Origin of the sequence: Micromonospora sp. NPDC085948 (assembly GCF_040686315.1) — a bacterium.
Lineage (GTDB): Bacteria > Actinomycetota > Actinomycetes > Mycobacteriales > Micromonosporaceae > Micromonospora.
The window spans coordinates 155,585-178,495 of the sequence record NZ_JBFBJW010000007.1; the positions used below are offsets into that span (position 1 = coordinate 155,585).

General features: G+C 67.4%; 21 protein-coding genes. 2 read left to right on the forward strand and 19 right to left on the reverse strand.

Annotated features, from left to right (window positions below; genetic code table 11):
- Positions 1 to 69 precede the first annotated feature (69 nt).
- From AB0O48_RS20255 to AB0O48_RS20300, 10 genes are all read right to left on the reverse strand, one after another.
- Positions 70 to 831 carry an alpha/beta fold hydrolase gene (locus tag AB0O48_RS20255; RefSeq protein ID WP_357571307.1) on the reverse strand — a complete coding sequence of 254 codons (762 nt, stop codon included), beginning with the start codon at positions 829 to 831 and terminating at the stop codon, positions 70 to 72.
- On the reverse strand, positions 828 to 3,134 hold the full coding sequence (locus AB0O48_RS20260) for a beta-ketoacyl-[acyl-carrier-protein] synthase family protein (RefSeq protein ID WP_357571338.1): 2,307 nt from the start codon (positions 3,132 to 3,134) through the stop codon (positions 828 to 830). The genes AB0O48_RS20255 and AB0O48_RS20260 overlap by 4 nt, the downstream gene beginning before the upstream one ends.
- Positions 3,134 to 4,405 (reverse strand): beta-ketoacyl synthase N-terminal-like domain-containing protein, encoded by a 1,272-nt coding sequence (locus tag AB0O48_RS20265; protein ID WP_357252449.1) that lies wholly within the window; start codon positions 4,403 to 4,405, stop codon positions 3,134 to 3,136. Before AB0O48_RS20265 ends, AB0O48_RS20260 begins: the two co-directional genes overlap by 1 nt.
- Positions 4,402 to 4,806, reverse strand: coding sequence for a hypothetical protein (locus AB0O48_RS20270; protein ID WP_357571308.1), 405 nt, complete (start codon positions 4,804 to 4,806; stop codon positions 4,402 to 4,404). The genes AB0O48_RS20265 and AB0O48_RS20270 overlap by 4 nt, the downstream gene beginning before the upstream one ends.
- Positions 4,803 to 6,059: a beta-ketoacyl-[acyl-carrier-protein] synthase family protein gene (locus AB0O48_RS20275; RefSeq protein ID WP_357252547.1), complete on the reverse strand. Its 1,257-nt coding sequence runs from the start codon at positions 6,057 to 6,059 to the stop codon at positions 4,803 to 4,805. Before AB0O48_RS20275 ends, AB0O48_RS20270 begins: the two co-directional genes overlap by 4 nt.
- Positions 6,056 to 6,496, reverse strand: coding sequence for a hypothetical protein (locus tag AB0O48_RS20280; protein ID WP_357252455.1), 441 nt, complete (start codon positions 6,494 to 6,496; stop codon positions 6,056 to 6,058). The genes AB0O48_RS20275 and AB0O48_RS20280 overlap by 4 nt, the downstream gene beginning before the upstream one ends.
- A gap of 170 nt (positions 6,497 to 6,666) precedes the next feature.
- Positions 6,667 to 7,437, reverse strand: coding sequence for a 3-oxoacyl-ACP reductase family protein (locus AB0O48_RS20285; protein ID WP_357252457.1), 771 nt, complete (start codon positions 7,435 to 7,437; stop codon positions 6,667 to 6,669).
- Complete coding sequence (locus AB0O48_RS20290; protein ID WP_357252461.1) at positions 7,434 to 7,940, reverse strand: ester cyclase; 507 nt, start codon at positions 7,938 to 7,940, stop codon at positions 7,434 to 7,436. Before AB0O48_RS20290 ends, AB0O48_RS20285 begins: the two co-directional genes overlap by 4 nt.
- Complete coding sequence (locus tag AB0O48_RS20295; protein WP_357252464.1) at positions 7,927 to 9,117, reverse strand: FAD-dependent monooxygenase; 1,191 nt, start codon at positions 9,115 to 9,117, stop codon at positions 7,927 to 7,929. Before AB0O48_RS20295 ends, AB0O48_RS20290 begins: the two co-directional genes overlap by 14 nt.
- 995 nt (positions 9,118 to 10,112) lie before the next feature.
- Positions 10,113 to 11,675: a DHA2 family efflux MFS transporter permease subunit gene (locus tag AB0O48_RS20300; RefSeq protein WP_357252467.1), complete on the reverse strand. Its 1,563-nt coding sequence runs from the start codon at positions 11,673 to 11,675 to the stop codon at positions 10,113 to 10,115.
- 130 nt (positions 11,676 to 11,805) lie between these two features.
- Here AB0O48_RS20300 and AB0O48_RS20305 point away from each other — a divergent pair, with 130 nt between their 5' ends.
- On the forward strand, positions 11,806 to 12,399 hold the full coding sequence (locus AB0O48_RS20305; RefSeq protein ID WP_357252470.1) for a TetR/AcrR family transcriptional regulator: 594 nt from the start codon (positions 11,806 to 11,808) through the stop codon (positions 12,397 to 12,399).
- Between the two features lie 233 nt (positions 12,400 to 12,632).
- Here AB0O48_RS20305 and AB0O48_RS20310 read toward each other — a convergent pair whose 3' ends face one another.
- From AB0O48_RS20310 to AB0O48_RS20340, 7 genes are all read right to left on the reverse strand, one after another.
- Positions 12,633 to 14,219, reverse strand: a complete 1,587-nt coding sequence (locus AB0O48_RS20310) for an NAD(P)/FAD-dependent oxidoreductase (RefSeq protein ID WP_357571309.1) — start codon at positions 14,217 to 14,219, stop codon at positions 12,633 to 12,635.
- Positions 14,162 to 15,265, reverse strand: a complete 1,104-nt coding sequence (locus AB0O48_RS20315; protein ID WP_357252473.1) for a hypothetical protein — start codon at positions 15,263 to 15,265, stop codon at positions 14,162 to 14,164. Before AB0O48_RS20315 ends, AB0O48_RS20310 begins: the two co-directional genes overlap by 58 nt.
- A gap of 10 nt (positions 15,266 to 15,275) precedes the next feature.
- Complete coding sequence (gene fabD, locus AB0O48_RS20320; protein WP_357252475.1) at positions 15,276 to 16,253, reverse strand: ACP S-malonyltransferase; 978 nt, start codon at positions 16,251 to 16,253, stop codon at positions 15,276 to 15,278.
- A 145-nt stretch (positions 16,254 to 16,398) separates the two neighbouring features.
- Positions 16,399 to 17,403 carry a ParB/RepB/Spo0J family partition protein gene (locus tag AB0O48_RS20325; protein WP_357252478.1) on the reverse strand — a complete coding sequence of 335 codons (1,005 nt, stop codon included), beginning with the start codon at positions 17,401 to 17,403 and terminating at the stop codon, positions 16,399 to 16,401.
- A gap of 388 nt (positions 17,404 to 17,791) precedes the next feature.
- On the reverse strand, positions 17,792 to 18,241 hold the full coding sequence (acpS, locus tag AB0O48_RS20330) for a holo-ACP synthase (RefSeq protein WP_357252480.1): 450 nt from the start codon (positions 18,239 to 18,241) through the stop codon (positions 17,792 to 17,794).
- A 4-nt stretch (positions 18,242 to 18,245) separates the two neighbouring features.
- Positions 18,246 to 18,653: an acyl carrier protein gene (locus AB0O48_RS20335; protein WP_357252483.1), complete on the reverse strand. Its 408-nt coding sequence runs from the start codon at positions 18,651 to 18,653 to the stop codon at positions 18,246 to 18,248.
- Between the two features lie 740 nt (positions 18,654 to 19,393).
- Entirely contained in the window at positions 19,394 to 20,011 is a 618-nt protein-coding gene (locus AB0O48_RS20340) for a TetR/AcrR family transcriptional regulator (protein ID WP_357252486.1), read from the reverse strand.
- Positions 20,012 to 20,209: 198 nt separating this feature from the next.
- Between AB0O48_RS20340 and AB0O48_RS20345 the strand changes: the two genes are divergently transcribed.
- Positions 20,210 to 20,665: a DUF1772 domain-containing protein gene (locus AB0O48_RS20345; RefSeq protein ID WP_357252489.1), complete on the forward strand. Its 456-nt coding sequence runs from the start codon at positions 20,210 to 20,212 to the stop codon at positions 20,663 to 20,665.
- Between the two features lie 61 nt (positions 20,666 to 20,726).
- On the opposite strand, the gene AB0O48_RS20350 is transcribed toward AB0O48_RS20345, so the two are convergent.
- Positions 20,727 to 20,870, reverse strand: a complete 144-nt coding sequence (locus AB0O48_RS20350) for a hypothetical protein (protein WP_357252492.1) — start codon at positions 20,868 to 20,870, stop codon at positions 20,727 to 20,729.
- Between the two features lie 1,132 nt (positions 20,871 to 22,002).
- On the reverse strand, positions 22,003 to 22,806 hold the full coding sequence (locus AB0O48_RS20355; RefSeq protein ID WP_357571310.1) for a sigma-70 family RNA polymerase sigma factor: 804 nt from the start codon (positions 22,804 to 22,806) through the stop codon (positions 22,003 to 22,005).
- Positions 22,807 to 22,911 lie beyond the last annotated feature (105 nt).

Sequence of the window (22,911 nt, forward strand, 5' to 3'; positions counted from 1 at the left end):
GGTGCAGTGGTGAGCGGATGATCATCGAGGGAAACAGGTTACTCGTGCGGTCTGCGAGGGCGGGCATGATCAGCTCCTGATCGACTGGTTGGGCCGATGGAATTCACGGAAAGTGTCGGCGACTCGGGCAGAGTCCTCGATGTGCAGGCCGTGCCCGACGCCGTCGAGGCGGATGTGGCGGACGTCGGCGAGCAGCTTGGTCGCCCGCCGGACGTCGTTGTCGGACATGAACCCGCCACAAGCGGGATCGGCCTGTATCAGCAGGGTCGGGCAGCGTACCCGCGCCAGCAGTTCGTCCGGGTGGTAGTCGCGGGTCATCCGCCTGTCGTGATACTGGTTGAGCACCTCGGTATCGAACTGGTGCAACGATGTCGCCAGCGATCGCAAGGCCAGCGGCAGCCCGGCCAGCCAGGCCGTCCTCACCTCATGCGGGATGTCGTCCGGATAGATGCCGGAGTCAGCGATGACCAGCGACCGCACCAGGTCCGCTCGGCGGGCGGCGACGGTCAGCGCGATCCAGCCGCCCAGCGAATGCCCGAACAGGTGCACCGGTGCGCCGACCACTTTGTCGGCGAAGTCGATGATGTCGGAGGCGAAGCCGTCGATGCCGTAGTCGGGTGCCCGGTCCGAAACGCCGTGGCCGCGCAAGTCGGGGGCGTACTGGTGGTAGCCGGCCTGCAGTGCGAGCATCAGCGGTCGGTACACCTGCCAGCGGGCCGCGGCACCGTGCACCAGTAGCAGTGGCGGACCGCTACCCGGCAGGATGCCGTAACCCAGTCGCCGGCCACCGATTTCGACCTCGCGGGTAAGCGGTCGCGCCTTACCGGTCAACGCACCGGCCCAAGGACAAGACCGATGTGAGTGCCACCTAGCGAGCTGCTCACAACCAGTGCCGGACCATCCATCTCACCGGCGGTCGCCACGGCCAACGCCAGCGGGGCGCCGGCACCGATCGGCTCGCCGAACAACCGTTTCGGCGCGATCCTCGGCGGTGCGGCAGAACCCTCGAAGAGCCGCGCCAAGGCCAGGTTCTCGGGATCGTCTACGTCCGGCAAACCGATCGTGTTGGTCCACACGGCGGTGACGTCTGACGGTCGCAGCCCGGCCCGCTCCAACGCATCCCGCAGCGCTCGCTCGATGCCGTGCCCGTCGCGATCCCAGCGGCCGACCCCCCTACCGTCCGACGCGATTCCGTAGCCCAGCAGTTCGGCTCGCGGACTCGCGCCACGGGCGGCTGCCGCACTCGCCCGCTCGAGCAGCACGGCGATACCGGCCTCGGCCAGGCCGAATCCGTCGGTGGTGAGTGGCCCGATCTCGCCGTAGGCGTCGATCACGGTGTCGGTGAGGGTATCCGCGGCGATCGCCAGCATGCCGTCAGCCTCGTCGCGGGACAGGATGTCGAAGGCATAGGCCAACGCGCCCGCACCGGCCGCGTGCCCGGCGGTGACTGTGGTGGTCGGGCCGACCGCGCCGACGTGCATGCTCACCTGCCCGGTCGCGGCGTTGTAGACAGTGTTCGGGAACAGGGCGGGGTTGGCCGCGCGGGGGCCGCTCTCGAACAACGGGCGTGCGAATGCCTCGATGGTTTCCATCGGGCCGATTCCGGTGCCCAGGACGGTGCCGACGCGGGTCCGGTTGCCGTCATCCAGGGTGAGGCCCGCGTCCTGTAGGGCCAACCGAGAGGCGACGACGCTGAAGATGCCGAGCCGGTCCATCCGACGACGCGCCTTGGTCGTCAGGTACTCGCCGACGTCGAGCGGGACACGACCGACTCGGGCGCCGGACTCGTCGGTGGTGCATCGGCGGTCGTTCGCGAAGGCTTCGCGCAGCACCTCGGTACCCACTCCAGCCGAGGAGAGGACGCCGACGCCGGTGATCACGATGCGGTCGGCGGTCGGGGTAGCGGGCGGGGACGCGTCGCGGGTCAGCACCAGGGAGGCGTTGGCACCACCAAAGGCGAAGTTGTTCGACATGGCGACGCCGATGTCGAGACGGCGGGCGACATTCGGCGTGTAGTCCAGATCGCAGTCCGGATCACCGGCGGTGAAGCTCGCGGTGGGTGGGGCCAGTTGTTCCTCGATCGCCTTCACGGTCACGATCGCCTCGACTGCCCCTGCCGCGCCCAGCAGGTGACCGATCATCGATTTGGTGCTGCTGACCGCTACCGACCGGCTGGCATCGCCGAGACCGACCTTCATCGCCATGGTTTCGGCCGGGTCGTTCTTGGCGGTGCCGGTGCCATGGCTGTTGACGTAGACCACGTCCTCGGCCGCGCGGCCCGAAGACCGTAGCGCGGCCTGGATGGCCCGCGCGGCGCCGGTGCCGTCCGGACGCGGCGCGGTGGCGTGATAGCCGTCGGCCGAGAGCCCGAGCCCGGCCACCTCGGCCAGGATCGGACGGCCCAGTTCGCGGGCCAGGTCGGCGCGCACCAGCACCAGCATGCCGCTGCCCTCACCTAGCGACAGCCCTTGCCGGTCTTTGGAGTACGGCGCCGCGGGCACGGGGGACAGCGACTCCAGCGAGTTGAATCCGGCGACCAGCACATCCGACAGCGCGTCGGTGCCGCCGGCGAGCACGGCGTCGGCGCGGCCGGAGCGGATCAGATCGGCGGCGTAGCCGATGGCGTTCGCGCCCGCCGCGCAGGCGGTGTTCACCGACAGCACAGGACCGCGCACGCCGAACGCGCCGGCCAGTGCCTCCGCGATGGCCTGCGGTGGGGTGAACAGCAGCACCCGCGGATCGACGGGCTCGCCGCGCTCGCGTGCCAAGTACCAGTGCCGGGCGCTGAGCAGTCCGGCGTTGCAGGTGCCGAGCACCACGCCCCAGCGCTCGGCCGGGACGGCGTCGTTGCCCAGTCCTACCGACCCCATCGCCTCCTCGGCCGCGATGAGTGCGAAATCAAGTGCGCGGTCGGTGAATTCGGTCGGATAGCCCACGTCGTGCTTAGGGGAGTGGCCGGCCACGACCTCACCGGCCAAGCGGGTGCGGTACCCGTCCATCGACATGTGCTCGACCGGGCGGATCGCGACCTGGCCCTGGCTGGCGCCGAGCCACAGATCCTCGGCGGTCGGTCCTTGGGAGGTGATGGCGCCGACGCCGACGACGACGACGCGGCCCTGGCTGGGGGTGTTCATCACTGCGGTGTCCTTCCTGTGTATGTCCGGAGGACGAGTGCGACATGCTGGCCGGCGAACCCGCGGGTCAGTGCAAGGGCGTAGCCCACTGACTGCTCGCGGGCTACATCGACGACCCAGTTCGGTCCTGCGCACGCGGGGTCCGGGTCGGTCATGTTGAGCAATGGCGGTACCACGCCGTGCCGAGTGGCCAATGCGGCGACCGCGATGTTGAGCGCGCCCGCGCCAGCGACCAGATACCCGGTCGCCGCCGTGACCGCGGTCGCCGACAGTCGCGGCAACGCGTCGCCGAGGACCGAACGCAGCGCCGCGATTTCGGCAATATCACCTGACGGTGAGGCGGCGCCCTCGGTGACGACCAAGCTGAGTGCGTCCGGCTCGATACCGGCTTCGGCGAGCGCCGACTCGATAGCCCCGACCACTCCCGCTGCGCCCTCCGGATCGAAACCGCGCCCAAACCCGGCGATCTCGGCGTACACCGAGGCACCACGGTTGGCGGCGGATTCGGCGTCCTCGAGTACCAAGAATGCGGCGCCCTCACCCGGTACGAATCCGTCTCGGTTGCGGTCGTAGGGCCGTATCGCTCCTGCACCCAGATCGTTTCGGGTGGTGAGCACACCCATCGGGTCCAGTTTCGTCATGCTCCACCAGGAGGTGGGATCGTCGAAGCCGCCTGCGACGGCCACGGCCGCTTCACCGCGCAGCACGGCCCGGTAGGCCCGACCGATCGCGGTGGCGCCGGCCTCGCCGGTGCCAGCGAAATACGTGTTGGTACCGCGCAATCCGTGCGCCTGCGAGATATAGAACAGCGCCGCCGCCTGCAGGCCCTCGACGTAGAACAGTGGATAGAACCGTGCCGCGCCCTCGGTGCCCATCCGCGCCAGGTCGGCGGTGCCGTCCGGGTTGCGAGCCAGCAGCACCGCGTCGAGCACCTTGGCCGGTTCGGAGATCTCCTTGTTGCCACCGAGGAACAACCCTGTGCGATCCGGATCGTCGATAGTCACCCCGGCGTCGGCGAGCGCCAAAGCCGCACCCGCAACGCCGAATTGGTCGTTGCGTGTCATGTTCCGCAGCACCCGCCGGTTCACCGCGAACGGTGCCGGATCGAAGTCGATGACCTCGGCCCCGAGTCGCGACTGTAGCGAGCTCGCGTCAAACCCGCGCAGGGCCCCGACCGCACTCTTACCGTCCAGCAACGCATGCCACGTCTGTGCTGTGCCGACACCGAGCCCGGTGACCAGTCCGACGCCGGTCACGACCACCCGCTTCATCGCGCACCGCCGACATCGCTCTGCGAAAGAACAAGACGAGCAACGGTTGTCACCCGCTTGCCGTCCACCAGCACGCGTGCCGAGCAGGCGCCGAGTTCGATCAGATCGACCCTCAATTCCATGCGGTCGCCCGGCCGTACGAAGTGGCGATAGCGCACGTTGTGGGCTGCGGCCAACTGCCAGGTGCCATCGAAGGTCTCGGTCATCAGCAACCCCGCCAGCTCGGCCAGGGACCCGAGGATCAGCACGCCCGGTAGTACCGGAAAAAGCGGGAAGTGGCTGTCGAAGATGTCGAGGGTGCTGGGCACATTACGCACCGCTGTCGCGGCACGGCTCGGCTCGAGGGTGACGATCCGGTCCAACCCGACCAGCGTCGGAGCTGGTGCCGTGGTGGCGATCATGGGGTCTCCCTCCGCAGGATCAGGCAGGCGTTGGTGCCGCCGAACGCGAATGCGTTGACCATGACGGCATCGGTTTCCACCGGTTTGGCGACGCCGGCGACATAGTCGAGGTTCAGCGCGGGATCCGGGCGGTCGAGGTTGATGGTCGGCGGCGCGTATCCGGTGCGCAGCACGCCCAACGCCCCCAGCAGGCCCGCGGCGGCGGCTGCCGCGGTGATGTGGCCGATCATGGATTTCACCGAGCTGATGGCGACCCGGTCGGCGTGCTCGCCGAACACGTCCTTGATTGCCCTCGTCTCGCAGATGTCGTTGCCGGGTGTCGAAGTGCCGTGCGCGGCGATGTATCCGATGTCGGACGGTTGCAGCCCTGCGTCGTCCAGCGCGTGTGCCATCGCAAGGCTGACGCCGCCGCCGTCCGGTGGTGGATCGGTCATCCGGTAGGCGTTCATCGTGGCCGCGTATCCGACGATCTCGGCGTGTATGTGGGCACCGCGTTGCCGCGCGGATTCCAGATCCTCGAGCACGAACATCACCGCGCCCTCGCCGAGCACGAAGCCCGACCGATCGGCGCTGAACGGTCGCGACGCCCGCTCGGGCTCGTCGGCGTGCTCGGTGGTGAGCGCACCGAGCAGCGAGAAACCGAGCACATCCAGCCAGGAGATGAGCGAGTCGTATCCCCCAGCCACCATCATCCGGGCCTCCCCCTCCTGGATCAGCCGGTACGCCTCGCCGAGGGCGTGACCGGAGGCGGTACAGGCGGTCGAGACTCCGACCATGGGTCCGGCACACCCACCGGCCCGGGCAATGGCGGCGGCCGGGGTGTTCTGATCGCGTTCGAGCACATGCTCGACCGGCTGCTGGTACAGCGGCAGCGACTCCCGTAGTCGGTGAAAGATCTCCGCCATCTCGGCCAGCGACGGCCGTCCGGCGGTGGCGCCGACGCTCACGCCGCGCTCGCCCGGCCGGTAATCGCCTCCGCCCGACAGTCCTGCATCGGCGAGGGCTTCCAGGGCGGCGGCGACTCCGAAGGCGCCCGGGCGCGACAGGTTGCGCCGTAGCGCGGCATCCGGGATGGCGACTTCCGCATCGAAGTTCTTCACCATGCCGGCGATCCGGACGGCGAAGGTCGACACGTCGAAGGAGGTGATGGGACCGACGCCAGATCGCCCGGCCCGCAGGGCACTCCAGGTGGCGTCGGCGTCGTTACCGACTGGCGTCACCGCACCAATACCGGTAATGGCTACGCGTCTCATGCCCGCACCAGCCCTTCGAGCAGACGGCCGCTGTGCGCGTCGTCCTGCAGATCGCCCGCGTCGATGAGGGCACACATGATGTCGGTGGCGCGCATCAACACGCTGCCGTCGACCTGCGCCGTGCCCGAGAACACGGCCATCTCGTCCGACATCGTCTCCACGGTGCCCTCGAGAACCACCACGTCCCCCGGCCGGGCGACGCCGGTGAACTCGACGCCGCCGATCTGCAGCAGCGCGGCTCGTTTACGACGCTCGGTGGACAGCATGATCAGCCATGTGCCGGCCTGACACAGCGCCTCGAGTACGAGCGCGGATTCGAGGACCGGACCGTCCGCGGACTCGCGCAGGCCCGACTCCGCGGCCGAGACGAGTTTGCGGCCGCGAACACGGCTGCGGGGCTCGTACTCGTCGATCCGGTCGATCAGGTGGAATCGCACGGCACTCAGGCGGTTACGGCCGCGCGGGACTCGACCAGCGTGACCAAGCCGAGCTCGTCGGGCAGGGCCGCCGCGTCCTCGGCGACGGCGGTACGGACCTGGGGGAACAGGGTGTCGTTCATTACGACGTTCCTTCTCTCCAATTGGGCGATCAGAATCGGTGGCGGGCCTTACCACTCGGGACGGCCGAGGCCGAGCTGAGCGCTGGCACCGCCGTCTACGGCGATCGTGGCGCCGGTGGTGTAGGCCGAATCGGGGCTGGCCAGGTGGACGACCATGGCGGCGATGTGCTCAAGCCGGGCGAAGTCGCGCATCGGGATCTGCTTCTTGATGCCCTTGCCGCCCTTGTCGACCAGTTCCGCCACGAGATCGGTCGGGGTAAAGCCGGGCAGCACCGCGTTGACGCGGATGCCGAAGCGGGCCAGTTCGACTGCGGCGCATCGGGTGAACGCGTTGACCGCACCCTTGGACGCGGAGTAGTTGGCCTGCCCGGTCCAGCCGCGCTCGCCCATCACCGAGGAGATGTTGACGATCGCGCCCTCCCGCTGAACCATGAAGTGGTCCAGCACCGCCTTGGTGCCGTTGAAGACGCCGCCAAAGTTGACGTCCATCACCGATCGCCAGTCGTCGGCCGTCATGTGGTAAATGAGCTTGTCGTGGGCTATGCCGGCGTTGTTCACCAATATGTGCAGGCCGCCCAGTTCCGAAACCGCCTGTGTGGCCATCGCTTTGGCTGCGTTCGGGTCCGCGACGTCGCCGCCGATGGCGATCGCTCGGCGCCCGCTCGACTCGATCTCGGCGACGAGATCCTTGGCCGCGGCTTCACTCGAGCGGTAGTTCACGGCCACGTCGGCCCCCTCGGCGGCCAAGGCGAGCGAAATCGCGCGGCCGATACCGCGGGCACCGCCGGTGACGAGCGCCACCTTGCCGCTCAGGTTCATCGCGTGCGCACCATGCGGTCACGGGTACGGATGCCGAAGGCGAGGAGGCTCCCGACCGGCCGCGGCAGTTCGGATTTCGGGACCATGCCCAGTTCGCGGCCCACACCGAGCTGGTCGGCCTCCTGCCAGCCTTCGATGATCTTGCCGTCCTTCATCCGCACCATGCTCATGGCGTGCAGGGTCACGACGCGGTTCGTGGCGGGCAGGCCGTTGAAGATCCCCGCGTGGGTTCCGGTGGCACTCCACACGACCGCCACCAGGTCGTGCTCGGCCACGAGGTGCTGCAGGTCCATCACGAAGTCGGGTATGCCGGTACGGATGTCATTCATCGCCGCACGCAGGCCCTCGCGGCCCTTCGGGTACTTGCCGTCGCGGACCATGTCGTGGAAGACCACGTTCTCGTCGACGACTTCCTCAGCCACGCTCCAGTCGCCCTCGTTCCATGCCTTCTGGAGGTAGTGCTTAATGATTGCCTTGTTCTTTTCCGCTTCATCTGACGGCATGCGACAACTCCATATCGAGTGCGGAATGACTGCGGGCGTCCAGTGCGAGCAAAGTGGGGGTGATCCGGGCACCGATCGTGCGCAGGATCAGGTGGTTCATTTGCGGGCCGAACGGTCCGCGCCACCCGGTTGCCTCGCCGATGCGCCGCGAGGCGAGCGCCAGCGGCACAGTCACCGCACGGCGGGCCCGCTCGTAGTCGCGCAGCGCGGCGATGGGGGCGCCGCGCCGGGACAGATGGTGAGCCAGCGTGACCCCGTCGGTGAGCGAGGTGCCGGCGCCCTGACCCAGATCGAAGGTCATGGCGTGGGCGGCGTCGCCGAGCAGGGTAATCCGGCCGCGGCCCCACCGCCTCAAGGGTGGGCGGTCGACGGTGTCACGGCGGTGCACGGACTCCGGCGCAGTCGCTGCGAGCAGGTCGCCGACGATCGGATGCCAACCACGGTAGGCCGTTTCGAGCGCGCGAAGCTCTCCGAGGTGGTCGCCGTCCGAGCCTGCGGGAGCGTTGCGGGTGCACCACCAGTTGACCCGTCCGTCACCGAGATGAAAGAACGCGAACCGGGCCGCGTTGCCGTGCATAATCCGGAAAACGTGTTGGGGCGCGCCGCAATCGGTCTCGGCGATCCCGGACCAGTGCGCGTAGCCAGGGTGCCGGGCCGGGCTCAGGCCGTGCAGGTGCGCGCGGACCCTCGAATGCAGCCCGTCGGCGCCGATCAGCACCTGGCCGGTTTCGACCCGGCCGTTGGTGAAGATCGCGTCGACACCGGCAGCGGTCTCGCGGAACTCCCGCAGCGTCGAGTTCAACTGCAAGGCTTCGGATCCGAGTTCGGCATGCAGGATGTCGACCACGTCGGCCCGGCGGATCGCCAGCGGGCGAAGGCCCGGCTCGACGGAGCGCGAGTCCATGTCGACGCGGTACAGCAGGCGGCCGCGTTCGTCGCACATCTCGAACCGGTCCACCCGATGGCCCGCCGCGCGCACCTTGTCGGCCACGCCGAGTCGCCGCAGTGACTGCATGCCCGCGTACCAAAGCACATAGCAGCCGCCGTAGCGGGTGCCGCGTTGACTGCGTGCCTCGTAGACGACGGCGTCGAGGCCGGCCTGCCGCAGCGCGAGTGCGGCTGCGGCGCCGCCGATACCGCCACCGATAATGAGAATGGGTCTTTTGGACGTGAGCATGTGCCCCCCGGAGAATTCACCGGGCCATCGGAATCGCATGGCACGGCAGAAATGTTGGCGCCTGCTGCGCCGTTCACCTTGCCCGCAGTGAGTATCGCAGCGAGTTCAGGTTTCTGCACTTGTTGGTCGAGTTCACCGCGACCCCACGAACACGACCCAGCTTGGCAAGAAAGGACGCACAGTTGACTGGATAGGCCGTGGGTTGGCGCGGTATCTGTTGTGGAGGTTTGTCAGTTGACGGATCGTGCTTGCCTAGTCGTCGCCGATGCCCCTCGTTTGAGGAGTTGGTGGCGCGTGCACCCCACGTCGCCGGGATCGGGGTGCATCTCAGGAGCACCTGCTTCGATCGGCCCTCATGCTCGGCGCGACAGTCGCCGTCTAGCGGACAGGCGAACCGCAACGCAGGCACCACGCCTTGCTCGTATGGCTGCGGGCCCGCCGAGACGACCACCTACGCGTCGCCAGCGGCGCCGCGGTGTCCCTCGACGACGGTCGTCGCCGGGCAGGGCAGGTGCCTGCCGACGTGCCCATGTACCAGGGAGGCGGCGTCTGTCCGGTCAGGGCACGCACAATGGAATAGCCGCAGCCCGTCGGGGCTGCGGCAGTATTCCGTTCAGGCTACCGGCCGCCCCTGTTCGGTCAGTCGTTCTGCGGCGGTCCCTCGGGCTCCAGCTCCGCCCCGTCACCGACCACATCCGACAGGTCCGGGCACCTCGCTTCGGACACCACCTTCCACGCAAGCAGGCGGATGCGAATTCAATTGGTGTTGGCCTGGCGTAGATCATGGCTCGCTCGTCGCCGGCGCCCGATCTCGTCGTACTCCTCCTCGGGTTCGCGGGATGCCAGAATCCGCTGCCGCAGGGTTACCGGTTGCACGTTCCACCTTGGGGCCGATCGCTCGGGTGGTGGCGCGGGCCGAGGGAGAGTTGTCCAGACTCGGTTGCACGACCGGTCCGCCTTCGGATTTCGGCCGGGCTATCGCTGGGACCCGGGCCTCACCGCCTCAGGCCCGGCATGAGCAGCGCGACCACCCCTGCCGCAGCGGCGGTCGCGATCGCCGCCGCCAGTGAACCGGCGTGCAACGCCGACATGAACGCGTCCCGGGTCGTCTGCAGCGCCTGTTCCGCCACCTGGGGGGGCAGTTGCTGAACCACTCCCACCGCCGCCACCAGCGACTCCGATGCCGGTTCCGACGGCAACCCAAGTGTGGCGAATCCACTGGTAATCCGGTCACCGTAGACCTGGTTCATCACCGAGCCGATCACCGCGATGCCCAGCGCCGCGCCGATCTGGCGGGTGGTGTCGTTGACCGCGGACCCGGCGCCGAGGCGGTTCGCCGACAGCACGCTCATGATCGTGTCCGTGGCGGGAGCAGTCCCCCAGGCGAGCCCAGCGGCCATCAGCACCATCGAACCGACCACCGGCCCCCAGTAGTTGGACTCGGCGGTGAGCTGCATGGCCACCACGAAACCCGCGCTCAGCGACAGCATGCCGAGCGAGATCACGAGCCGGGGTCCGATCCGGACGGTCAGCGCCATACTCAATGGCGCCATTACGCCCATGACCGCCGCGAACGGCAGGATGGCCAGGCCGGCCTTCAAGGTGTCGTAGCCGCGGATCACCTGGAAGTACTGGGTGATCAGGAAGACGAAACCGAGCAGCCCGAGGAAGGCCATCATGATCGCGACGCACGCCGCCGTCACCCGCCGGTCGCGGAACATACTCACATCGAGCAGCGGTTCGACAGTGCGCGCTTCCCACCAGGCGAACAGCGCGAGAAGCACGGCAGCACCGGCGAATCCGCCCAACGTCACCGCCGACAGCCAGCCGTCACTCGGGCCTTCGATCACCGTACGCACCAGCAGCCCGACACCGGCCATGGACAGCAAAGCGCCGAGTACGTCGAACCGACCGGTCGACTCGGCACGCGACCTGGGCAGCAGCAGGAGCCCGCCGACCAGCGCCACTGCGATCAGCGGCAGGTTCACCAGGAACACCGACTGCCATGAGAAGTGCCGAAGCAGCAGACCACCCGCGACCGGGCCGACGGCGGCCCCCAGGCCGGAGACCGCCGACCAGATGCCAATGGCGATGGCTCGCTCCTTGCGATCGGTAAAGATCGCCGACAGCAGCGCCAGCGTTGCCGGATAGACGAATGCGGCCGCCACGCCCATCGCTGCCTGGGCGGCGATCAGCTGGCCGGTGCTGGTGGCGTTCGCCGCCGCCAGGGAGGAGGCCGCGAAGAGCACCAGGCCAACGTGCAGCGTGCGTTTGCGGCCGAATCGGTCGCCGAGACCGCCGCCGGTGAGCAGCATGACCGCGAACACCAGGGTGTAGGCGTTGACGATCCACTGCATTGAGGTGGTGGAAGCACCCAGGTCCCGCCCCAGCGTTGGCAGGGCGACGTTGACCACGGTGCTGTTGATCACCGCCAGCATCACGCTCACACACACGACCGCCAGCGCCAGCCAGCGGCGTGCGCCGGTGGGTGTGGCCGGGTCGGGAGTACCCAGAGTCTGCTCAGAGGTATCAGCCCGCTCGAAAGTGGGTGTGGACACGGCATGCCTCCTGTGGAACAGACTGCGGTATCTGTGTAACGTTGTTCTACAGCATCGTCATCGGGCCGTCAACCAGGTCCAAGCGGCTAAGGTGACAGTCCGGCAGCGCGAACCGAGGAGACCGAAACAGATGGCTGGTCGCACCCGCACGCCGAGCAAGGACGTCGAGCGTGCCCTCGTCGACGCCGCCGAGGCGGTCCTGATCCGCGACGGCTTGGCCGGGGTCACTGTGCGGGCGGTCGCCGCCGAGGCAGGGGTGGCGCTGATGGGCGTCTACAACCGGTTCGGCGGCAAGGACGGCCTGGAGTCGGAACTGCTGATCCGTGGCTTCGAACGGCTGCGGGCCGAGGTCGCCGCTCCGGCCGACGCCGACCCGATCGTCCGGTTGCGAGCGGCCTCCGCAGGTTACCGCGCGTTCGCTACCAAGCACCCGCAGCACTACCTGATCATGTTCCACGCCTCGGCTGGCAGGCACTTCACCAATAAAGCGGTGCAGGAAAGCGCCAGCCGGGCGTTCGGGGAGCTGGTCTCGCACATCCGTTACGCCATGGCCCGCGGCGCGATCACCGAGAGCGATACCGTCGAGCTCGCCCAGCAGGTCTGGGCGGCGCTACACGGCGCGGTCTCGCTGGAACTCAACGGCGCCCTGCGCTCCCCCGACCTGGCGAGCAGCTACACCAGGCTGGTGGACCTGATCATCCGCGGACTGCAGGCACACCGCTAGTTCCGTCTCAGCTTTGATTAGACGCTGTGGAACACGCCCCGGCGGACCATCTTGTCGGTCAGAGCGGCGAACCAACGACCATGAGACAGAACACTAGTCGGCAACGACATGCGGCGATCCAGCGAAACCCGGTGCAGCCGCGTGATATCCGGGCCCGGTGATCCGAAGGACCGCCGCATCGGCTCGACGACCAACGTCGCTGTCTCAGCCCATCGGCGTGATCGCTCCTACAGCTACTGGCGCGCCCCAGTCAGTAGCTCGTTGACGAACGACGGGCCGCCGAAATCCGGTATCGCCGTGGGGTGTTCGAGGTCGGCAGCCACCATGGCCGCCGTGGCTCGACCCGAGGTGAGGGTCCGCAGCGAGGAGGTGCCCTCCTCGGCCCATTGGCCGGACAGATACAGGCCCGGCAGCGAGGTGCGGTGCGGCAGCCGTTTGCTGGCGGTCTGCGCGGGGGTGTTCTCCCAGCCGTAGGCGGTTCCGCCAGCGCTGCGGCTGTAGCGGAAGAGCGTGTCGGGGGTGGCCATGTCGACGATCTCGAAGGCGTCGCGCCAGCCGGGCACACCCGCCTCGACCGTGGACAGCAGGGCGTCGGCGTGCGCGTCCCGGATCGCGCGCCAGCTACCGTCGGCGCCGGCTCGGACCAGGCTGGTGACCACACCCAGGTGCCCGCCTCCTGGTGCCAGTTCCGGGTCGGCCAGGGTCGGCACGGTCACCCAAATGCCACCGGGCCGGGCCGCCTGCACGTCAGCCCAGATGGCGTCATGGTCCCATGATCCGAACACGAAGTTCTCGTGTGCCAGGCCCAGTTCCGCCGGATCGGCGTGCAGCACGCCGTAGAGCACGAATGCCGAGGGCGCCAGGCGATACCGGTCAACTCTGCGCCGCAGCGCGGTCGGTAGGAGGTCCCAGCCGACCAGTTCGCCGAACGTCTGCCGCGCGTCGGCGTTCGAGACCACCGCGCGAGCGTGCAGCACGGTCCCGCCCGCCGTCTCGACGCCTACGGCGCGACCGTCCTCGACCAGGATGCGCCGCACCTCGTCGCCCAGCAGCAGCTCGCCGCCGTTGTCGCGGACCGCGGCGGCCAGGGCGTCGACCAGGGTCCCGAAACCTCCGCGCGGGTAGAAGGTTCCGTGATGCAGGGTCTCCAGCATCTGGTTGAACAGTGGGAACGACATCCGCGACGGCGGCGAGCCGATGTAGGGCCAGATGCTGCCTATCGCCGCCGCACACTGCGGGTCGTCCAGAAACTCGTCCAGCACCTCGGTCAAGGTCGACAGCCGATAGCGGAAGACCAGGGGTGCCGCCGCCATTGCGGCATCGAGTCCACCTGGGCCGACATGCTGCGGCAGCGCAGCGAACTGGGTGAACATCTCGCGGCGCAGTTCGAACAGCCGCGCCAATCCGTCGGCCTGTCGCGGGAACAACCGTTGATGCAGCTCGAGGAACGCCAGCCGGCCAGGCGGCGCATCGACAGTCAGGCTCGGGAACCGCGCCTGATACGTCTGCGGTAACTCGCGGAACTCGACGCGATCAGCGACATTCAGGTGGTCCAGCACCCCGGGAATGAACCCGGCGGGACCGGCATCCAGGGTGAAGTGAATGGCCGGGTCGAACAAGTGGGGACCTCGGCGGAAGGGCTGCGCATAGCCACCGGGCGCCGCGTTGCGCTCGACCACCGCGACTCGCAGACCGGCGCGCGCCAGCAGCGCCCCGGCCGACAGCCCGCCCAGGCCGCTGCCGATGACGACAACATCAAACATCAGACGGACTCGTTGCTCTGCGTAGCGGGGGTGGGGGTGGGGGCGGTCCAGTCGCACACGATCCCCCCGTACATCCATTTCGTCGCTTCGACGCCGATGATGGCGACGCGCTGCCCCGGCTGGATCATGCCGTTGCGCCACGCGTTGTCGAGGAACAGCGGCACCGCCGCGCAGCCGCAGGCGCCGGTCATCGCCAAATTGTCGAAGATGCGGCCCTCCAGGGCCTCCCAGTCCGCGGTCTTTACACCGGCGTCGCGCATCGAATCGAGCATCCAGCCGGCATTGCCCTCGGGGATCAGGCACCAGTCGGCGTCGGCCGCGGCCAGTTGGCCGGCCTCGAGCGTGTGCGACAGCGCCTCGGACACCATCACCGGCGTGAAGTCCCCGGCGCCGACCACATCGACCCTGAGGTCCACCAGCTTCTTCGACCGCTGCTGCTGCAGCAGCGGCGCATGGGTGCCACCACCGATGGCCCAGATGCCCGGCTTGCGCAGGCCACCGATGGCCCTGGTGGCACCACGGCGCAGTCCGCCGTGCTCTCCCGCGCGCACCACGATCGCCCCTGCCCCATCACCGAACATGTAGAGCGGGATTCGGTCGCGCATCCGGATTCTGTCCGGCTCGGTCTCCAGGAATACCGGCGCGATGGCGGGCGAGATGGCCTCCACCCCGATGACCAACGCGGTGGTGGCATTTCCCTGTTCGATCCAGAGCCGCGCGATGTCCAATGCCTGCGCGGCACCCGCGCCACCGGAGCGGATCTCCAGTGTGGCACAGGACTCAAGACCGAGCTTTTCCTGCACGAGGTTGACCGACGGCGGCAGCGTGTAGTCCGGGGTCCCGGTCGCCAGGATCATCAGATCCACCTCGGCCGGCTCGACCTCGGCGGCGGCCAACGCCGCCACCGCAGCCTTGTACGCCATCCCGGAGTTGCTGTCGAGGTGCTCGCCGGTCCGAGGATCGATCATCCAGAAGCGCTGCTCGATGGTCAGCCCGTTCAGCACGTCGTCCGGCAGCGGGCCAACGAGCTTTTCGATGGTGGCGTTGTCGATCGGGTCACCGGGCTGGTATCCGCCGGTGCCGATGATCTGGGCGGTGCGCATGGGAGTCCTTTCAGACGGTGCGAGGCAGAACGCTGGCGTCGAGCAGAGCGGCAATGCGGCGCGCATCGGAGGCGGAATGGCAGTCCAGGTCGGGGTACGTGCGCCGGCAGATGCCCGTCAGCACCCGGCCGGGCCCGACCTCGGCGAACGTGGTGACGCCGGAATCGACGAGAGTGGTCAGGCTGTCCGTCCAGCGGACCGGCCCGGCCAACTGCCGGCGCAGCGAGTCACGCGCCTCGGTGCCGGTGGTGACGAATCCGCCGGTGGCGTTGGCCACCACCGGAATACGAGGATCGCGGAAGTCGACGGTGGCCAGCTCGGTGGCGAACTTCTCCTCCACCGGTGCCATCAGTGAGCAATGGAACGGCGCACCGACCCCGATCTTCATGATCTTTCCGTCGGGGGGAAGCTCGGCCGTGGCCCGGCGCAGAAATTCCGCGACCGCCTCGGTCCTTCCAGACACGACGGTCTGCGTCGGCTCGTTGTAGTTGGCCACCTCGACCACCACACCGGAGGCTGCGGAGGCTTCCGCGCACAACCGCTCGACCACCGATGCGGTCAATCCCAGCGCGACCGCCATCGTGCCTGGGGTGGTCTCGTTGACCGCGGCCATGAGCTCGCCGCGGTGGCGGACCAGTCGCAGCGCGTCGGTCCACTCCAGTACACCAGCCGCGACCAACGCGGTGTACTCCCCCAGGCTGTGTCCGGCGACGGCCACCGGTTCGGGCATTCGCTCGGTGAGCACACGATATGCCGCGTAACTCGCCACGAATATCGCAGGCTGCGTGATCTCGGTACGGCGCAGCCGATCCTCGGGCCCGGTCCAGGCTATTTCCGAGAGCGGGAAGCCCAGCAGCTCGTCTGCGGTTTCGAAGATTTCCGCGACGAGATCGGGACGTTGTACGTAGAGGTCTCTCCCCATACCGACACGCTGGGAACCTTGACCTGGGAACAGAAAACACCAACGGCGTTGCACGTCATTGTTCATCAGTCCGACCTAACGCGCGCAGACGAGTACTTCATATAAGGGAACAGCGGTCATCCGACCTATCGCGGGGCGCCAGTAGAACATCGCTACACAACGACTGTCAATGCGGCGGTCGACCGCGGACGAATTACGAAATGTTCACCTCTCAGTTCGACCGCGTACGCTCCTCGATTCGCCCCGCGAGGCGCAGCCACACCGCGCCCCGCTGCCGCGCCAGTCGTGCGACGGTCTCGAGGTGGTAGGGCGGCAGGCATGCGACAGCCCGCTCACAGCCTTGCTCGTCGAAGGTCATCGTCGCGAGCCAGCGCAGTACCCACCGACCGCCGGCCGTCCGACGCACCGCCGGGTCGCTACGCAACCGCTGCATCATCAACTCTGCGGCCATCGCATCCGCCTCACCCAACTCGGGCTCTGCAACCACAGCGCCGGACAACGTCGCTCGCTGTCGGGCGGGCAGCGGATCCTTGCCGCACCGCACCCGATTGCGCACGTCCTTAGCAGTAGTCAAGGAGATCCCGGCCTCGTCCGCAATCTGCCGCAGCGGCGTGTGCGGCCGCGACCGGATCAGTTCGGCCGCTCGCAGCCGACCCTCCACCAGCGGGCGGCGGCTGATCGTTCCGTCACGGGCAACCCGGTCGGTCGGCTGCGGAATCTCCGCGGGCGACCGCCGCCGGATTGCCCCAACCGTCTTGTCGGAGACGCCAGTCACCGAGGCGATCGATCGGTCGGACCACTCGGGATAGTCGTGGAGGATGCGGGTAGCCGCCGCTTTCCGCTCCGCCAGCGACAGTGGCAGCCCATGTGTCACATTGAGCCGAACCGCGAGGACGAACGCCTCGCGGTCGCAACCGTCGAACAGCACTGCTGTGATCGTCCGCTGACCGCACAGCAGCGCTGCCCGCACCCGATGGGCACCGTCAATTACACGCATGGTACTGCGCTGCACCAGAATCGGCGGCAGCTCCGCCCCCGACTCGGCCAGCGCACGCGCGTAGGCCAGGTTCACACCACCGAATCGCAACGCCTCGACTCCGTGAAGATCGGCGATTGGCAGCTCAGCGATCGCAGCATCGGACCGGTCATGCCCGTGGACATCCGTCACATTCCGCTCGAGCAGCGCGGCACCACCAACCGAATACCGGCCTGACATCAGTTCTCCCCCGCAATCCGCCCGTACCTCCCCCAGGAGGTTCGGATATGTCGTATCGGCTGTGCCGCATCAGGACTAACAAATGCCTGGATTGCCGATCGCAGGACCTACTGCGCCGTGCCATTGGTCAGCCGCACGATCCGGCAACCCCCAAATCTGACCGGCCCGCCGCAGCACCTCGATCGCTGCGACGCCCCCGTACCCAGCGGATCGGGAGAGATGCCGTGGGTCGGCTCCCGCCAGTGCGTCTCGACCCTCGACATGACCACAAGCACGCTGACCCACTGAGTGTCTGACCAGCGAGTCGATCCGTCAGGTGGATTTCATCGCTGTCCAATCCGCCCTCGACGTACGTGCTGTCTCGGACGTCTGGGTGGCCCGCCTGCCCCTATCCATCGCCGTGCACTTCGGAACTGGGCTCGGGGGTGACCGCCGAGTGCCCGGATACGCAGGCACAGGCGGCCGTTTCCACCAGAACGGCGTGGGCAAGGGCGAGACCGGCAGTGTGCGAAATGGAAATCTCTACCTGACCCGCGCCCCGCCTTCGCCAGACCGCCTCCACCTCGCCGTACAGGTGAACCCGCGGCTTACCCCACGGCTCGTTGACGATCTCGACATCCGTCCACCGCATCCGTGGACCTAGGCCGGTGCCGAGTGCCTTCAGGACCGCCTCCTTGGCGGCGAACCGACCGGCGAGCCGCACGAACCGGTCTCGCCGGCCGGAGCAGGCGGCCAGTTCCCGTTCTGTGAACAGCTCACTGCTGGCGGCCGGCTGCTGCTTCAGCAATGTCTGTACGCGGTCCACCTCGACGAGATCGACACCGACCCGTACTCCCATGAGATCAGCCGACGAGCTCGGTGTTCCGGTCGACCACCAGATCCACGAGATTGTCCGCAGTGAACAACCCCATGACCTCCTCCGCCGGCAGCTTCCCTCGCAGGTCCTCCACCGCGATCTGTGGCATGACCTTCTTCAGGTGGGCAAGCCCGACCTCGGAGACGACCCCCTCCGGCGTACCGAACTCCTCCTCAGGGATACCACCCTGGATGCGTTCGGCCAGGTCGCCGGCGGTGACCTTGATACCGAGGCTGCGCTCCAGCCGGAAGAGGATGTCCAGGAGATCGATGGACTCCGCGCCGAGATCACCGAACAGTGTCGCCTCCGGCGTCACCTCCTCGGGCTCGACGCCAAGCGCGTCCACCATTGCCGCTTTGACGGCGCCCACAACAACATCATGCGTGACGGCCACAATGGGTCCCTTCTTGTTGTCACCGAGCGGCCCTCGAAAGACCTCTCGCTTTTAAAGACCCGACGTGGCCCCGAGTTCGTACACCTCCACGCTAAAAATCTTTGTCCGACTCTTGGAACCGCTCGACCCGTCCCACACCGCCACACATCAAAGCGCTGCGGGTTATCCTCGCCAATAACAGACCTAAGCCGGACAAGAGCAGCCGATCACTAACCAGGCCGACAACACGTACAGCCACCTGCCGCAACCGGGTCCGTCGTTGAAAGGGTGTAACTCCGAACAAAGGGAGACACCGAGATGGGAAACGCGGTGCGCGTGAGGTCGGCGACAGCGACACCCCCCGGGTGTCCGAACGCCACCCGGGTGAGTGGCGTCACCGCCGTGAAGCACGGCTTGACGTCGCGTTTCCCAATGTCAACCAGAACATTACGGATCAAGTGGAGCCGTGAAGGAATACCACGTTGCTCCATGCTTCGGCGTCATTGGTGTGGCCCGCGGTTTCCGAGAATTATTCGCGACCGCTTGTGATGCGCTTCGAGGTGTTGTTGCCGCATGTGAAGAGCGGCAGCGAAGGTTGGCGTTGGCGACCGCCGCCAGGTTGTTGGCCCCGCCGACAGACCACCCGGGTGGTCACCGTGCGGATCGGTTGGCCAGCCGTGGCCTGCCCCCACCATCCCGGCGGGGAGTCGCTCGACCGCACCTGCGGCGAAGATCCACAACACCATCGGCAAACCCGGCGGTCAGTGGACATCGGCACTAGAAGCGGCGTCACCATCGCATGCGTTGGTGATGGTCCTGAGGAGGCCAACATTGCTCGGGTAGGTCGCCGAGAGGAGTTCGCGTACGACGGGTTCACGGTCATAGTCATCGGCCAGGCGTAAGCCGAGGATGACGTTGGCCATCATGCCGGCGGCGAGGGTCTGACTGGCTTGCTCGGGTGTGAGCTTGCCGCGGTCGACGAGCACTCGGTAGACGCGAAGGAAGCCGTCTCTGGCGAGTGGCCCGATCTCCGGATCGCTGCCGGCGGTGAAGGCGTGCGCGAGGCAGAGTTGCAAGCCCTGCTCCTTGAACAGGCGAAGGTAGGCGACACCAATACGCGGCGCGAGGTCGCCGAGTGCGTCGTCGTCGATCGTCTGCTCGAACACCTCGATCACCCTGTCGAGCGCGTGCTCGATCGCGGCTCGTATGAGCGCGTCCTTGCTGCCGAACAGGGACACCACGTAGGGCTGGCTCACGGCGGCCTCGCGGGCGATGTCTGCCGTGGTGGTTGCGGCGAAGCCCTTACTGCCGAAGATCCGGATCGCCGCAGCGAGCACGGAAGCACGCCGCTGGGACGAGGAGACTCGTTTCTGGCCCATGGTTGACATGTTATCAATCAATCAATAACCTTCGCGGCATGCGCTGCTGATCAGCCACCTCCGCGGGAGCACCGGCCATCGCGGCGACCGACTCCTGTCGTGCCTTCCCATGTGCGGTGTCACGTCGCGGATGCTGCGGCACGGCTCGCCGATGTGGCTTGGCGCCGCGCAGGCCGCCACGACGAGAGAGGAGCGGGTATGGACGTGCTGATGTTCGCCACCGTCGCCGTACTGGGGTTCACGGCGTGCGCCGAGTTCGGTTCATATGCTTTTGTGCATCCGGTGGTCAAGCGTCTGGCGCCGCGTGACCACATCCTGGTCGAACAGGGCCTGCTGCGTACCTTCGGCATTGTGATGCCGGTGGCGATGACGGCTTCGCTCGTACTGGCTATCAGCTACGCGGCCCGCCCGGATGGGGCGGGATTGCCCGAGGTGTTGCGCTGGGTAGCGGCCGCAGCCTGGGCCACGGGTATCGTCACGACCGTGGTCGTGAACGTGCCGATCAACCTGTCGACGCTGCGCTGGGACAAGGATTCCCCTCCCGAACGCTGGCAGGAGCGCCGTAACCGCTGGGAGTGGTTTCAGGGATACCGTTCGTGGGCCTATCTCGCGGCCTTCCTGCTCGTCGTTCTCTCGATAGCCACGGTCGACTGAGCCTGAGTGGGAGGAGTAGTGCCCCCAGCTCCGCGGCTCCGTCTTTTTTGATCTGTCCCGCCTAGGTGATGAGACCGCGTGCAGGGCCGCTGCCGACCTTGAAGGCGTCCTGCCGGTGGGGCTTGAGCCCGTGCCCGCGCCGCAGCGTGGCCATCCAGTGGCGGGAGACGCGCACATCCTCAATTCGTCCGACATAGATGGTCATTCTCCGCGCCGGATCCGCGCGGGCAGCTACTCACGAGGAGCGGCGTGCGAGGCACCGGTCAGGGCTGCCCCGTCAACACGCCACGTCCTTACGACTACGGCGCCATAAAAGGTGACGACCTGGACGCAGCGGTGGGTGGTTACGTCACCGATGTGCTCGCGGGACAGCCGAACATCGGCCACACTCGCGGCGAACCCCCACAACTGCGCGGACTTTTTTCGCCATTTACGGCAGATTTTTTATCCGACTTTTCCGAACGTACCGCGCCCCTATCACTCTGTCCACGCACTACAACTGTGTGTTACAGTGTCCATAACGGACGTAAGCCGGACAAGAGCAGGCGATCACGAGCCAGGCTGACAACACACACATCACTCGGAATCCCGTGCACATGATCAGGAACCGTGGACAGCCAGGCGGTCGTCGGATCGTGGAACGCGGGCAGCGGTTGGTATAGATCGATCCAGGATCCACGCGATGCGGGCGGCCTGGCTAGGCGCATCGCCGGGTTTGACCGGTATGAGAGTTCCGCGAGGCCGCCATAGGGTGGGTCTGGGCAGGCGGATTCTTGCGGGACAAAGAAATTAACAAAACTGGTACGATCGATTCAAGGCACGGGGGCCACGTCAAGGCGCGGGGCATGAATATGTCATCGAGCCCGATCGGAATGCTTACACGGCCTTAGGAGGTAGGGCATGGTTCGGCGAGTGACGCCCGATGACCCACGTCCGGCAGCGGATGAGCAGCTCCTCGCAGACCTCCGACTCGCCCTCGGAGGCGGCGTGCGCGCAGCGGAGATCGACCTCGCCATCAAGGTCCAGCAGGTCGCGCCGCCCTGGCGTGGTGCCGGCACCACGCCCGACGTGGCCCCTGGGCCAAACGTCGCTAGTGCCCTGACCACAAACGTTGGCCGGGTTGGGTGACACAGCATCCTGGGCCAACCCGATCGAAGCCCATTTCGGGCCACTACGCACGTTCGTGGTCGCCGGATCCGACCACCAAAACCACGTCGCACTGGGCCGCCACCTGCACCGATACCTAAGCTGGCGCAACGCCAACGCCCGCCACGCCGTAGCCATGGCCGCCCAACCAACCCGGCGAACGTTTGTGCTCGGGGCACTAGCACCGCGGGTTAGAGAGCGCCTCGACGAGGCGGCTCGGCGACCAGACGTCGTCCAGCGCCGGCTGTTGAGTTGCCGACACCCGACGCTGGCGACCCGAAGCGGGGACAATCAGCCTCGGACGGATGTCGCCGTTTGCGGATGTCCGTCGCCGCAGGTGATCCAGAGGCTCGCGTCAGTTCTCGGCCCCCAAGTCTAGCGCTGGTACGCTCGTCCGCCCCCGAGACGCAAGCCGGAACCTGCTCGTCTGCCGGGGACATCCGGCCGGCATCGACTTGATTCAGCGCCCTGCGAAGGTCGTTCAGGCACCGGGACCGCACCGGCCCCACCGACCCGGGAGCCAGGCCGAGTGACTGCGCGACCTGCGCGTAGCTGAACTCGTCCATCAGGAGCGCGAGCATGTGCTGACAACGAGGGGACAGCAGCTGGAATGCCTGCCGCAGCCGCTCCGCCCCTTCCCGCGAGAGAACCTCCTCCTCCGCCGAGGCCGCGCTACGCTGCCCGCGTTCAAGGATCACGACCTCGTCTGTCGGTGCCGGCAATCGCCTGCCACCCAGATGTCGTAGCACCTCGCGCCGAGCCACCATCGAAAGCCACTCGGCCAGTAGCTCCGGCTGACGCAATTGATCGAGCCGACGCCAGAGCCGCAGCCAGGTGGCCTGGCTGACATCCTCGCAGTCCGCCTGGCTCAGCCCATACGAGCGCGCGATCGCGCTGACCAACGGACCGAACCGGCGTACCAGAGTTGCCCAGGCAACCTCGTCACCCCCTCGACATGTCAACACGAGCGACTCCGTTGTGGCCGACTTCTTCACGAGGCCCCCCTACCGAAGGTGAAGAAATGCCCAATTGCGCCTCGGTGACACGTGAGACCATCCCGGAGATTCGTACCGGGCGACCACGTTCGACCGGGCATGCCT